13 protein-coding genes are annotated in these 13,234 nt (G+C 42.7%); 8 read left to right on the top strand and 5 right to left on the bottom strand.

Annotated elements, in window-relative coordinates:
• The first annotated feature begins 18 nt into the window (after positions 1-18).
• The 8 genes from BK575_RS29380 (at position 19) to BK575_RS13880 (ending at position 7,832) form a co-directional block, all read left to right on the top strand.
• Positions 19-147 carry a hypothetical protein gene (locus BK575_RS29380; protein WP_268877730.1) on the top strand — a complete coding sequence of 43 codons (129 nt, stop codon included), beginning with the start codon at positions 19-21 and terminating at the stop codon, positions 145-147.
• A 7-nt stretch (positions 148-154) separates the two neighbouring features.
• Positions 155-670 carry an ankyrin repeat domain-containing protein gene (locus BK575_RS13910; RefSeq protein ID WP_078410907.1) on the top strand — a complete coding sequence of 172 codons (516 nt, stop codon included), beginning with the start codon at positions 155-157 and terminating at the stop codon, positions 668-670.
• 81 nt (positions 671-751) lie between these two features.
• A complete protein-coding gene (locus BK575_RS13905; RefSeq protein WP_078410906.1) occupies positions 752-1,708 on the top strand; it encodes a DUF4822 domain-containing protein in 957 nt (318 codons plus the stop codon).
• A 259-nt stretch (positions 1,709-1,967) separates the two neighbouring features.
• Complete coding sequence (locus tag BK575_RS13900) at positions 1,968-2,297, top strand: four-helix bundle copper-binding protein (protein WP_078410905.1); 330 nt, start codon at positions 1,968-1,970, stop codon at positions 2,295-2,297.
• A gap of 181 nt (positions 2,298-2,478) precedes the next feature.
• Entirely contained in the window at positions 2,479-3,201 is a 723-nt protein-coding gene (locus tag BK575_RS13895; RefSeq protein WP_169907809.1) for a ZIP family metal transporter, read from the top strand.
• Positions 3,202-3,456: 255 nt separating this feature from the next.
• Positions 3,457-3,822, top strand: a complete 366-nt coding sequence (locus BK575_RS13890) for an ArsR/SmtB family transcription factor (protein ID WP_078410903.1) — start codon at positions 3,457-3,459, stop codon at positions 3,820-3,822.
• Positions 3,823-4,199: 377 nt separating this feature from the next.
• Entirely contained in the window at positions 4,200-6,677 is a 2,478-nt protein-coding gene (locus BK575_RS13885; RefSeq protein WP_407984380.1) for a heavy metal translocating P-type ATPase, read from the top strand.
• Positions 6,678-6,824: 147 nt separating this feature from the next.
• Complete coding sequence (locus BK575_RS13880) at positions 6,825-7,832, top strand: NAD-dependent epimerase (RefSeq protein WP_139368145.1); 1,008 nt, start codon at positions 6,825-6,827, stop codon at positions 7,830-7,832.
• Positions 7,833-7,927: 95 nt separating this feature from the next.
• On the opposite strand, the gene BK575_RS13875 is transcribed toward BK575_RS13880, so the two are convergent.
• The 5 genes from BK575_RS13875 to BK575_RS13855 form a co-directional block, all read right to left on the bottom strand.
• Complete coding sequence (locus BK575_RS13875; RefSeq protein WP_078410901.1) at positions 7,928-9,739, bottom strand: SH3 domain-containing protein; 1,812 nt, start codon at positions 9,737-9,739, stop codon at positions 7,928-7,930.
• Between the two features lie 123 nt (positions 9,740-9,862).
• The gene (locus BK575_RS13870; RefSeq protein ID WP_078410900.1) at positions 9,863-10,351 is read right to left on the bottom strand and encodes a hypothetical protein; all 489 of its coding nucleotides are present in this window, start codon (positions 10,349-10,351) and stop codon (positions 9,863-9,865) included.
• Between the two features lie 15 nt (positions 10,352-10,366).
• Complete coding sequence (locus BK575_RS13865) at positions 10,367-11,125, bottom strand: hypothetical protein (RefSeq protein ID WP_078414787.1); 759 nt, start codon at positions 11,123-11,125, stop codon at positions 10,367-10,369.
• Between the two features lie 301 nt (positions 11,126-11,426).
• Positions 11,427-11,756, bottom strand: coding sequence for an ArsR/SmtB family transcription factor (locus BK575_RS13860; RefSeq protein WP_078410899.1), 330 nt, complete (start codon positions 11,754-11,756; stop codon positions 11,427-11,429).
• A 68-nt stretch (positions 11,757-11,824) separates the two neighbouring features.
• A complete protein-coding gene (locus BK575_RS13855) occupies positions 11,825-13,231 on the bottom strand; it encodes a sensor histidine kinase (protein ID WP_078410898.1) in 1,407 nt (468 codons plus the stop codon).
• Positions 13,232-13,234: the final 3 nt, after the last annotated feature.

Genomic DNA, 13,234 nt, shown 5'->3' with positions numbered 1-13,234 from the left:
TAAGGGAGGAAAACCATCATGGAAACCCCAAAATTTTTAGAGCAAGCCATTTTATTGGCACGTCGGAATGTAATGGAGGAAGGAGGACGTCCTTTTGGGGCTGAGCCTTTTGATTTATGGGTAACGAGAAAAAACAATATCAAATAATTATGGGATGGTGTATTTCGTGTGGAGGCGACTAATAAAAGTCCTTGGATGTCTTTTCATCCTTCAAGGCTGTGTCTCAGATAATGAAGGAGTGCTAAATAAACAAGAAAAGGAGGCGGAAAAGGGTGTGAATGAACAACTGATTCAAGCTGTAGAACGTAAAGAAACGGCAATGATAAACAGGTTTATTGAAGAAGGGGCCGATCCGACGATTACTAACCGGTATGGAGGAACTGCTTTGATTCCTGCTTCTGAACATGGATATGTGAATGTTGTCAAAAAGCTTCTTACTAATACGGATACTGATGTTAATCATGTCAATGATCTTGGTTGGACGGCTTTACTAGAAGCCATTATTTTAAATGATGGAGACGAAAAGCAGCAGCAAACAGTACAATTGCTTATAGATTATGGAGCAGATGTGAACATACCTGATAAAAATAATGTAACTCCTTTGCAGCATGCACGCGAGAAAGGGTTTAAAGAGATTGAACAGATTTTGTTAAAGGCAGGAGCGAAATAGGCAGATGGTATAAGATTCCAACCAGTACCATCGAAACCAATGTAAACTACACTACAATCATAAAATAAGGAGACGGCAACCATGAATAAGAAAGCAAAAGCAATTTCATCCATACTGCTCGGATTCACATTAGTATTAACAGGGTGCAGCGCTAATGCCCAAGAAAATCATAGTAAACAGAACCAAGAACAAGCTGTTAAAGAGAAAAAGGAAAGTAAGTTAACCAAAGGGCAGGAAATGGCTGAAATTTTAAGCAGTACAAATTGGCAAGGTACGAAAGTTTATGATAAAGACAATAATGATTTAACAAAGGAGAACGCAAACTTTATTGGTCTTGCGAAATATGATGATGAAACATCAAGATATGAATTTTTTGATAAAACGACGAAAGAAAGTCGTGGCGATAAAGGAACTTTCTTTATCACTAATGATGGGAAGAGTAGAGTATTAATTTCAGAATCAATGGGTTACCAAGCTGTTGTTGAAATAACAGAGCTAAATAAAGAGATGTTTACTTATAAAAGAAGGGGGAAGGATGCTAATGGCAACGAAGTAGAGGTGTTCGTTGAACATATTCCTTATAAAGAAACAGAGCTTTCCTTTACGCATTCAGATAAAACTTTGGAAGCAAAAACAGGAGAAGTCGTTACAGACATCGATGGGGATAAAATTTTATCTGGAACCCTATGGCAAGGAACAGTGGCATTGGATGAAAACGGCAATGATGTATCAAGCTATAACAAAAATTACTTAGGTCTTGCAAAATATGATTTTAAGACAAACAAATATGAATTCTTTCATGCTGAAACCGGTGAAAGCCGCGGTGATTATGGATATTTCGATGTTGTACATGGTAATAAGTTAAGAGCTCATGCTTCACTAGGAATGAAATACGGTGCAGTTCTCGAACTGACAGAGCTAAATGAAAATAAATTCACTTATAAAAGAAACGGTAAAGACAAAGATGGGAATGACATCATTATAACCGTTGAACATATTCCATATGATGGTGACTTCAAACTGAAATTCACTAAATAATTTAAAGATGTTTTGGTGTGCAGACACGAAGGGAATGGATTTGTCCGTTCCCTTTTTGTTCTTTTGTCGAATGTAAACAGAGAAAAAATGAAGTGAAATGACGGGATTAGAACAAAAAATGGTGAAGCTTTCTGCTTAATCGAACGGGGCAGCATTTCTGTAATGAAAGAATACGAGGTTTGAACGAAAAAGGATGTTTGAAAAAGTAAACAGCCGGTTATTGTATCACAAAGAAACAACATAAAGGAGGATGTCAAAAATGTCACACGAACAATATCAATCTGTCATGGAAACACTGCATGAATGTATGGTTGCATGCAATCATTGTTACGATTCTTGCTTAAAGGAAGAGGATATGCAAATGATGGCTGAATGCATTCGGTTGGATCGAGAATGTGCGGATATTTGCGCATATCTTGAACAAGCCATTGGCAGAGGAACCCCGTTTATTTCCGAATTAGCGGAAGTATGTGCCGCAATCTGCGAAGCATGCGGAAACGAGTGCCAAAAGCACCAGCATGACCATTGTCAAACATGTGCGGAAGCTTGTTTTAATTGTGCAGAGACATGCCGAAAATTGGCGGCTTAACAGCGTGAAGCTTTCCTATAATGAAAGTGGCAGTGATGGAACTTGGATAATCGAGCAGCAGGAGGGAACTTCTGCTGCTCGATTTTATTCTGCAAAGATATGTTAATCAGCTGACAACCTATGTATCTCGTCCCTGTCTCTTGAATAGACATAATGATAGAAGATGGAGGGGGGATACAAGTTGTCGGGAGCAGGGGGATTTACAGTCTGGTTAATGACTGCTTCGTTAGTGGGGTTGGGAATTGGAGGAGTCGTCGGAAAATTGATTTGTTCGCTTTTGAAAGGAAGCATTCACTATGTGTACAGCTGCTGCGGGGGGATGCTGCTCGGCTTATTATGTTTGGAGATTATTCCTCATTCTCTTCACTATTATCATACAACGGGTGTCGTCATAGGCATCATCAATGGGTATATACTAATGGTTGTATTCGAATCCTATTTACATAAGCGCATTCATTCCGCCCATGAACAATTATGGCCTTTTCTTCTTTTCATCGCGATCGGCTTTCATACGGTTCCGGCAGGCTTAAACATAGGAATCACAATCGGTTATGATTCTTTTTTGACCACCTCCTTTTTGACAGCCTTTATTCTTCATCAAGTGCCGGAAGGGGTAGCATTAATGGTATCTTTTTCTGCCGCCAAAATAAACGAATGGATTTTTGTATGTATTGCAGTGCTATTGGCGGGAACGTTAGGAATCAGTGTTTTGGCGGGAAATGAAATGCAGATGGAATCGGTAAAACTTAACGCATTATTGGCGGGAACAGCCATTGGAACGTTCGGTTATGTCACGGTCAAGGAAATGTTGTGGAAGTCGTTTCGGGAAATGGCCTTTCTTCGCTTTACCGGCACGGTCCTTCTTGGTTTACTATTAATTAAAATATATTTGTTTTTCTTTTAAAACGATTGTCAGCGGGTATGGCTGGGTAAACTGTGAAATGGTTTATCAATCCATACTCGCTGTTTTTTTATAAAAATATGGCAACGTTCCATTTTAGGCCCACACTTTGTCAATACTAAACATACAGTATTAATCATAATTACCTAGATGATGCAAAAGGTATATTAATATTCAAACAATTATTTGACCATTTCATTAATTCATCATATATTATAATCAAATGAATATTTGAATGTCGGGAACGAGGGGGATTTCATGGAAAAAGACCGTTGCGATATTTATTGTTTTAATGAAGAAAAAGTCAATAGCATTAAATCTTCTATTGATACAGAGGAAATTCAACGTGTAACGAAAATGTTAAAAGCGTTAGCGGACGAAACGAGAATGAAGATTGTGTTTGCCCTCTATAAGGGAGGGGAATTGTGTGTGTGTGATGCAGCAAACATTACAGGCGCCACGGTCGCGACAACTTCTCATCATTTACGCCTTCTTCGCAACATGGGAATCGCGAAATATCGTAAGGAAGGAAAGCTTGCCTTTTATTCTTTAGATGACGAGCACGTGGAACAACTCATTGAAATAGCCTTCCTTCATCAAAAAGAAGTCAATACAAGAGGATAAAATGGTCCATGTTTGCAAAGGCCTTTTCCATAGTGAACCCGAAGTTGGTAAACGGAGGCTGTTTTTGTGTAAAGAGGAAGAAAGTATAATTTTTTCGATGAGTACTAGTGTTTAGTTCCAGCCCCTAGCTTAGCACGGGAAATGATGATTGCCCACATAAGGCAAAAAGCGCCTTCTGGGTCAATCCCTATTTTCTTGGGGCCGCAGGATGCGGGTCATGCCGACGTTGGTGATTGACGTGGCGATCTTAGTCGGCCTTCTTTGACCAAGGCGCTTGCGCTTTTCTTAGTTACGAGGAGTTGATTGATTTGAATCAAAGAGGAGATACGGAAAAAGAAAAAAAGAAGGATGCATGTCGTCAGCAGGAAAGCACGCTAATGGAAGCGATGGACGAACATGTAGCGTGCTGCAATCATGAGAAAAATCATGTACATGAAAAAATATGTTCAGACAGCAGCGCTTTAAAGAAAGAGTCCATAAGCTGCTGCGGCAGTGAACATCCAATGGATACAGAAAAAGATTTCGTGATGAGCAGAGCGGGTGAAAAAGCAGATTTTCGCATTTATGGTATGGACTGCCCGTCTTGTGCTTTAACGATTGAAAAGAGCTTGAAAAGCATGAAAGATATTGAAGAAGTGAAGGTTCATTACAACACCGGGAAAATGCAAGTATCCGCCCATGACGGCTCCGCTTTTCAGTTCATCCAAAAAGAGGTGGAAAACCTCGGGTATGAGATTGAACCCTTAAACGAAAAGAAAAAGATGAAAACATATGTTATTGAAGGAATGGACTGCGGAGCTTGTGCGAAATCCCTTGAAAACCATATGAGGAACGTGCCTTCCGTTCGGGAAGTGAATGTGCACTTTTCAACCGGGAAAATGCAAATCGACCATAAAAACAGTATCGAAGAAATCAAAAAAGAAGTGGAGAAAGCGGGATATAAAGCCACTTTCGTTTCCAGCCCGAGACAGACCGTTGAAAAAGGGAAACATCAGGGGGAGAGCGGCCGGCTCATTGTTTCCGGGATTCTCATTGCTTTAGGTTTTCTTGGTTCATATGCCGGCGTTTCAGATATGGTCACGACATTGCTTTATGCGGCAGCCATCGTGATGAGCGGTTATAAACCGGCTAAAAGTGCGTACTATGCCATCAAAAGCCGTTCATTGGATATGAATGTGCTCATGTCCATTGCCGTTGTTGGAGCTGCCCTCATCGGGGAGTGGCTGGAAGGGGCGACGATTGTCTGGCTATTTGCGCTGGGTGCGGCTTTGCAAACACGCTCGATCGAGCAAACGCGTCAGTCGATCCGAAATTTAATGGATTTGGCTCCTCCTGAAGCATGGGTTAAAGAAGAAGGAGAAGTTGTCAAAAAAGCGGTAGAAGAGATTTCGGTAGGGCAAATCATCGTGGTCAAGCCGGGAGAGAAAATTCCGTTGGATGGCGACATTACAGCGGGGCAATCAAGCGTCAACCAAGCCCCGATTACCGGGGAATCGATTCCGGTTGATAAAGAAATGGGCGACCCGGTTTATGCCGGCACCATCAACGAAAATGGTTCGCTGGAGATTAGAGTGACGAAGCTTTTAGAAGATACGACCATTTCGAAAATCATTCACTTGGTGGAAGAGGCTCAAGAAAAGAAAGCGCCGACCGAAGCGTTCGTCGACAAATTCGCAAGCATTTACACGCCTATCGTTTTTATCGGAGCCTTATTGGTTATGGTTGTTCCTCCTTTCTTCGGATTTGGCTCCTGGAACGAGTGGTTTTATAAAGGACTTGAATTATTGGTCATTGCTTGTCCGTGTGCCCTTGTCATTTCGACTCCCGTTGCCATCGTATCGGCCATCGGAAACGCAGCTAAAAACGGCGTGCTCATAAAGGGTGGAACTTTTTTGGAAACAGCCGGCCATTTAAGAGCAATTGCATTTGATAAAACAGGAACGCTGACAGAAGGAAAACCAGCTGTTTCTACCGTTCTTCCGTTTACGGTGCCCAAAGAACAGCTCCTATCGATTGCCGCGACATTAGAAGAATATTCAACCCATCCGATCGCCAAATCGATTGTGCAATATGCACGTGAAAACAGTATTTCCTCTTTAAAAGGGGAAGATTTCAAAAGCATTACGGGCAAGGGAGTACAAGGGGTCATTGACGGCAAGGTATATTATGCAGGAAACGTCAAACTATTTTCAGAAATCGGCACACCGTTTGGCGATTCGCTCGAACAGATTGAACGGCTTCAAAAAGAAGGAAAAACGATTGTCATCATCGGAACAGAGAATGAAGTATGCGGTGTGATCGGAGTGGCAGATACGATTCGCCCATCGGCTGTATCATCGTTAAATCATCTTCAGGAAATCGGTATTTCGCAGGTAGTGATGTTGACGGGTGATAACGAAGGCACGGCAAAAATGATTGCCTCTCAATCGGGAGTGAATCGTTATTTCGCCGAACTTTTACCTGAAGATAAAGTGAATGCCATCAAGCAATTGCAACAGGAGGGCTACAAGACGGCAATGGTGGGGGACGGCATTAATGATGCACCGGCACTGGCAACGGCGGACCTTGGTATTGCGATGGGGGGAGCTGGAACAGATACAGCGATGGAAACGGCAGATATCGTGCTCATGGCGGATAATCTTGAAAAGCTTCCATATACGATTGCCTTGAGTCAAAAGGCATTATCCATTATCAAGCAAAATATCTGGTTCTCCTTAATTGTGAAAGCCATTGCCTTACTTTTCATTTTTCCAGGCTGGTTAACGCTGTGGATGGCGGTTTTAAGCGATACAGGTGCCGCATTGCTTGTCATTTTAAACAGCCTTCGCTTAGTAAAAGTCAATCCACATAAATGAAGAGACATGAGTAAAACACTCATGTCTCTTCATTTATGTATAAGTTTGTAAAAGCTTTTGGACAGGACGTCTAAGTTTTAACACCTTAAATGCGATATTTTCATAAGATAACCAATACAGAGAAAAGAAGAAAGGAGAGAGAAAATGATGCATATTTTAGTCACGGGATGTGCCGGATTCATTGGCTATCATTTATCAAAGAGACTGGTTAGTGAAGGATACACTGTCATAGGTATTGATAATTTGAATGATTATTATGATGCTTCATTAAAGCGTGATCGACTAGTTCAATTACTTCATGAAAACTTCTTTTTTCATAAGGTTAGTTTAGAAGATGAGAAGGGACTTAAAGATATCTTTGAAAGGTATAGGCCTAAAATCGTCATCAATCTTGCTGCACAGGCAGGTGTTCGCTATAGTCTTGAGAATCCGCGTGCATATATAGATTCAAATATTGTTGGTTTCTCCAATCTTTTGGAGGAGTGCAAGAGAACGAACGTTGAACATCTACTTTATGCATCTACCAGCTCTGTATATGGAGCCAACACAAACATGCCGTTTTCCACCCATCATTCAGTGGACCATCCAGTAAGCTTATACGGGGCAACGAAAAAGGCGAACGAGCTTTTGGCGCATGCATACAGCCATTTACACGGATTGCCTGTTACAGGGTTAAGGTTTTTCACCGTATATGGTCCGTGGGGAAGACCGGATATGGCCTATTTCTTATTCACGAAGGCCATTTTAGAAGGCAAACCGATCAAAGTATTTAACTACGGAAAAATGAAAAGAGACTTTACGTATATTGATGACATTGTAGAAGGTATCGTTCGGTTGATCCATCGGAAGCCGGCTCCCGATCCTAAATGGCATGGAAATCAACCAGATCCCGCCGCCAGTTACGCTCCATATAAACTCTATAATATCGGAAATCACCATCCAGTAGACTTGATGGAGTTTATCGAAGGAATTGAAGAGAAATTAGGGATGAAAGCCAAAAAAGAATTTTTGCCGCTCCAACAAGGAGATGTACCGGAAACATTTGCAGATATAAAAGATTTAATGGAGGACACAGGATTTTATCCAAGGACGTCAATTAAAGAGGGTGTCGGGTATTTTATTAATTGGTATAAGGATTATTACAAGGTTCAATAGATAATCGGACGATTTGGGGAAAGATGAAGGAACAATGAATAAACGCTTGAGCCATATAAGGCTTCAAGCGTTTTGATGTTGAACTTGCTGAGTATTTACAACTGCTCGAAATAGCGGGCAATGCCTTCGTAAATGGCCTTGGCGGCGTTTTGCTGGAAGGCGTCTGATTTGACGACTTGTTCTTCAGCCGGGTTCGAGAGGAAACCAAGTTCGAGCAGCACGGCCGGCTTTTTATTTTCGCGTATGACATGGAAGTTTCCGAAACGAACGCCCATATCGTTCATGTTTGTATATTTTATGAGACTCTCTTGAATCGTTTTTGCCAGCTGGCGTTCTTTTTCAGCGCTGTAATAAAAAGACATAATACCATTTGCGCTCGGGCTTGCAGCATTATAGTGAATGCTGATGAACGCATCCGCATTATGCTGATGGCTTACGGTCACGCGTCCGGAAAGGCTGATGAATGTATCATCGTCCCTTGTCATGACCACGTTCGCTCCCGCTTGTTTCAGTAAAGACACGACGAGCTTGGATGTATTGAGGGCCAATGTTTTTTCCAATGATCCTTTTTGGCCGACCGTTCCGCTGTCTTTCCCGCCGTGACCCGCATCGATGACGATTCGTTTGCCTTTCAGTATACTGGCCGGTATCGAAGGAGGGGCGGTTGGGGCAGTAGGTGCCGTATTTCCTTTCGTCACAAGCCATCCGGCGACCCATGCTTCTTGTCCATTGGAGAGCTTGATGTTCATCCAATCATTTTGCTCTTTGATAAGCGTATAAGTCGTACCGGCTTGTCCGCTTCCGACCACCGAAAAGCTCGTCCCGGGCCCTTTTCGTAAATTGGCATTTGATTTTAATGTGACAGACTGCGCTGGAGTCGCCGGTTTTGCCGTATCGGGTTTACCGGCTGCTTCTTTCATCGTTAAATAAGGGGAAGACACCCATCCGATTTGATTGGCCGACGTTTTTACTTGCGCCCATCCTGACTCAACTTTAAGAATGGCAACGGCCGTGCCCCGCGGTAAAGAGCTCAAGACTTGGGAAGATGTACTTGGCATCGAGCGCAGATTCAAGCTGCTGACATTGACGGTCCCGGTTTTGCCTGTTTCGGGAGAGGGAACAGCGGGCTTGTTTGGCTGAACGGCCGTTTGAGAAATGGTCAAATAAGCAGCGGCGACCCATCCGGTTTTCTTATTCTCCAATTTAATTTGTACCCAGCTTCCTTGTGTTGAAAGAACACTTACTTTCGTATTTTTTGGTAAAGAGGCGATGATTGTCCCACTAGTGCTTGCCGAAGAGCGCACATTTAAGTTGCTTGCCGTTACCGTTCCTGTTTTTTCACCTGCGGTAGGAGGAGCAGCAGGCTTGGCGGCACCGTCTGTTTGAGGGGGAGCCGTTTTCGCTAAATATTGGCTGGTGACCCACCCGGTTTGATTTTGTGGTGTTTTAATTTGTGACCACCCGTTTTTTTCGCCTAAAACCGTCACTTTTGTCCCGTTTGGTAAAGAAGCGATAATGTTTCCGCTTGTGCTTGGGGCAGATCGGACATTTAAGTTACTTGCTTTGACGAATGCATTTACCCCTGTTTTTTGAGTTGATGCCGTATTTGCAGGAGTTTTTGCCGCCGCTTTTCCTTTTTGTATGTATGTAGATGATACCCATCCCTTTTTATTTCCATATGTAATGTGAGACCAGTCGTCCTGTTCGGCTAAAATGCTTATTTCCTGATCTTTGCTGAGTTTGCCGATGACATTGCTTCCTGTACTGGGATAGGAGCGCACATTCAGCACATCGGCCGTTACTGTGGCATATTCGTTCGGAGCGGCAGCTGCACCTGAAGGAGTCGCTAACAATGGACTCATGAGAACCGAACAGCCAATGCTGTAAATAAAAGGTTTCTTTGTCATATTTTTCACCTCTCCTAAGAAAATTGTAGGGGACATATGATTCATCGTCAATGAGTTGGAGAAATAAAAGGGAAAATAGACCTAAAAAATAATGAAACATGGGCGTTCTTTGCCCATGTTTCATTATTTTACCGTCATTTCACCATGTTGAAGGGATGGTTGCAGAACTTGTCCGACCGTCAGGGCACGATAATTCCACATAATTTCCTTAATATGGTTGGAATGGTCTTCCGTGCATTGAATAACAATTGTAACTTCAGGAAGTTTCTTCGCAAAGTGAGAGCGGCGATTGCCCTTTTTGATGATATAATATAAACCAAAACCGATACCAAACCCGATAAAGGAAGCAATCAGCCCCCAAATGATCGGTCCCCATGTCAAAATAAACCCAACACTCGCTCCAATCACAGCGCTTCCAGTCGCAAATGAGATGCCTACTTCAAAGCCTTTCGAACGAACGTCGTGTGATTTGCTCATTAAGTGGGAAGGGGATGTGGGCTCAGAGTCCATAAAGGACACGAGTATATGATCCCGTGAGATACCGCTGTGTTCCAAAATAGCCAATGCTTGTTCTAACTCGATTGAGTGTTCGAACGTTCCGATAATGAGCATTTTGTAAACACCTGCTTAAGAGAAGATACGGACCTTGGAGTTCCGGTAGCGATTTGTGAGATGCTGCCGTTGCTCCAGGCAAAAAAGACGATTGTGTTCCACAGCTGTAACATATGCATGAAAGATTGATCCCCCCATAACAGATGGCATAAATAACAACCAGTGCGGATGAAGCATGGAGATAGACTCGACCATACGTCCTAACAGTAGGTTCAATAAAGATTCATGAACATTTGATAAAGCGAGATACGCCCACCACCAGAACATGGCATAAAAGGCAAGTCCAAACCGATGATTATATAATTGACCTAAACCGGGGAAGAAAAAAGAGTACACGGCTCCAACTGCAGGGCTTTTTTGTTCTAAGTATTGGATTTCAGATGGAGAAATTCTTATGCTTTGTATAGGTCCATTTTCTAGCTCTGCCAGATAGCACATTTTATTCTGGGATAAGGCTGATCGATAACTATCTCCTATCGCCAACAAATAAATAATAAGGTAGCCATATGTCCATTTAGGCTCAATGACCGATTTAGCAAGTTCAAATTTTCCGCAAAAGGAATAAACCATGGCTTCGTTAATATGAGCTAGCGTATTCGTAATAACCTCGGACAGGGTTAACAGCATTCCCCGTATATATTGATTGAGCAAGAAATGCCCGAATCCTGGAAATGAGGCGGACCACCAAGCAACCATGTAAGGATTTTGCCGTTGTAAATGGGTGATGCCAAATACACTGATTCGTGCAAGCGGATGGCGACAACAATTGTTCATGATCATAATACCTTCTCATGTAATAGTTTCTTTCAAAATATATGATTTACCATAGTTTGTAATAAAACGTTAAGTACCATACATGCTTTTGCTTGAAAAGTACGGTTTCTTTCGTGACCCGGCAGATGAAGAAATGGAGGCAGCTCTCTTGGTAGGTAAACTGAAAAATACTGGTGAAGCATATAGACAAAAGACATCCAGGATTCCTAGATGTCTTTTGTCGGCTTCGATTAAGTTGAAATGATACCCATATTCAATTTAGAGTACTATGTTCGTGTTTTCTGCTTCAACGGTTTGGCATTTAGTGATGCCTCGCATGTTCAATCGATTGTTTCAACAAATCCATGACATGCTCGTCGTCATGCGAATAGTAGAGCGATGTGCCTTCGCGGCGGAATGTCACAAGTCGCAGGTTTTTGAGAAAGCGGAGCTGATGGGAAACAGTCGATTGCAGCAATCCTAATCGTTCCGCGATTTCGTTGACGGAATACTCGCCCTGAAACAGTAAATACAAAATGCGCAAACGGGTAGGGTCGGACAGCGCTTTAAATGTTTGCGTGACCATGAATAACGTTTCTTCATCAAGCTGTTCATCCGCCGCTTGATTTGATGGTTTATTTTTTTCTTTCATTTAGAAATCTCCCCTGAGTGGAAATGAATGTTGTCTATATTTTACCATATGAAGAATCCAATCAGCCATCATTCGAAATGTTCGAGAGGAAAGCGAAGTGTAACGGTTGTGCCTTCGTTGGTTAAACTCGCCAGTTCCATCGTGCCTTCGTGGCGCTGTACGATTTGCTTGACAATCGCAAGTCCCAGCCCCGTTCCGCCTTTCGTGCGGGTCCGTGCCTTATCTGCCCGGAAAAAACGCTCCCCTAACCGAACGATGTCTTCTTGTTCGATGCCGATTCCCGAGTCTTCAATCTGGATGGTGATGACATCCTTTTCGACACGTAAAGAAACAAAAATCCGTCCGTTTTCCCGATTGTATTTCACTGCATTGTCGAGCAGGTTATAAAACACTTGCGACAACCGATCGTGATCGCCGTTCATGATTACATCCCAATCAAATTGAGCTTCAAAGTTCAGTTGTTTTTGGCGGAACGCGGGAATGAATTGGTCGATTGTATCTTCCAATACTTGCGCGAGAACGAGCGGCTCTTTTTTTAACGGATACATATCTGCTTCCAGTTGGGCCAAATCAAGCAAATCCTGGACGAGGCGATGCATGCGGTCTGCTTCCCGATGAATGAGATTCATATAACGAAGGGCTTCCTCTTTGTTTTTGTACATATCCTCCTTCAGCACTTCGCTGTAGCCTTTTATATAGCTAAGTGGCGTGCGCAGCTCGTGCGATACGTTGGCGAGAAACTCTTTCTTTTGCTGGTCCTGGTTTTCGAGTGCCTCGGTCATCTTGTTGAAGGCAAGGGCGAGATGTCCCAACTCATCCTTTGATTGGACGGGAAGGCGTGCCGTCAAATTCCCGCTCGCTATATGTTGAGAGAAGGCTTCCATTTCTTTAATCGGATTGACGAGTGAACGAACGAGCTTATTGCCGAATATGACCATGAATAGAAAGAACAGGACGCCCGTACAGAGTAAAATTGGGGCCGATTTATTGAACACTTCCTGAATGGGGGAAAGGGGCAAATATAAATATATGATGCCCATCAGCCGCTCTTTATCTAAAAGCGGGATGACCACGCCCATAATGTCGCGTTCGAACCGCTCTTCATAGCCGGTCTTAATTAAATGTTCGCCAGACAATAATTTTCGTCGTTCATGTTCAGTGATTAATGCTTCATGGTTCATTTCAAAAGGCAGACACGCACTTAAGTCTCTCGGATTATCGATAAGCAAAATTTCAGATTCAGATATGGCATTATGCCACGCCACATTTTGTTTCAGCTGCTCGGATACTTCCCCGCCCAAATATTGTGAGGCGATATTTTTTCCTTCTTGCAGCAAAGACCGTTCGATGTCTTTGACGTAAAGGTCCCGGTATAAAAAATGAATGAATAAAAACGAAAACAAAATCGTCATGCAAATGATCGCGCTCACCATGAAGCGAAAACGCGCTTGAAAGGAAAAGGAACTCCACTTCACGCC

This window comes from Priestia abyssalis (assembly GCF_002019595.1).
Classification (GTDB): domain Bacteria; phylum Bacillota; class Bacilli; order Bacillales; family Bacillaceae_H; genus Bacillus_BA; species Bacillus_BA abyssalis.
This window is presented reverse-complemented; position numbering and strand designations above follow the sequence as displayed.

What these genes read in the sequence shown, in the direction of transcription:
- BK575_RS29380 (WP_268877730.1), top strand. Translation starts at nt 19, where the DNA reads ATGGAAACCCCAAAATTTTTAGAGCAAGCCATTTTATTGGCACGTCGG.
- BK575_RS13910 (WP_078410907.1), top strand. Translation starts at nt 155, where the DNA reads ATGGTGTATTTCGTGTGGAGGCGACTAATAAAAGTCCTTGGATGTCTT.
- BK575_RS13890 (WP_078410903.1), top strand. Translation starts at nt 3,457, where the DNA reads ATGGAAAAAGACCGTTGCGATATTTATTGTTTTAATGAAGAAAAAGTC.
- BK575_RS13860 (WP_078410899.1), bottom strand. Translation starts at nt 11,756, where the DNA reads ATGAAAGAAAAAAATAAACCATCAAATCAAGCGGCGGATGAACAGCTT.
- BK575_RS13875 (WP_078410901.1), bottom strand. Translation starts at nt 9,739, where the DNA reads ATGACAAAGAAACCTTTTATTTACAGCATTGGCTGTTCGGTTCTCATG.
- BK575_RS13885 (WP_407984380.1), top strand. Translation starts at nt 4,200, where the DNA reads ATGGAAGCGATGGACGAACATGTAGCGTGCTGCAATCATGAGAAAAAT.
- BK575_RS13905 (WP_078410906.1), top strand. Translation starts at nt 752, where the DNA reads ATGAATAAGAAAGCAAAAGCAATTTCATCCATACTGCTCGGATTCACA.
- BK575_RS13900 (WP_078410905.1), top strand. Translation starts at nt 1,968, where the DNA reads ATGTCACACGAACAATATCAATCTGTCATGGAAACACTGCATGAATGT.
- BK575_RS13865 (WP_078414787.1), bottom strand. Translation starts at nt 11,125, where the DNA reads ATGAACAATTGTTGTCGCCATCCGCTTGCACGAATCAGTGTATTTGGC.
- BK575_RS13870 (WP_078410900.1), bottom strand. Translation starts at nt 10,351, where the DNA reads ATGCTCATTATCGGAACGTTCGAACACTCAATCGAGTTAGAACAAGCA.
- BK575_RS13880 (WP_139368145.1), top strand. Translation starts at nt 6,825, where the DNA reads ATGCATATTTTAGTCACGGGATGTGCCGGATTCATTGGCTATCATTTA.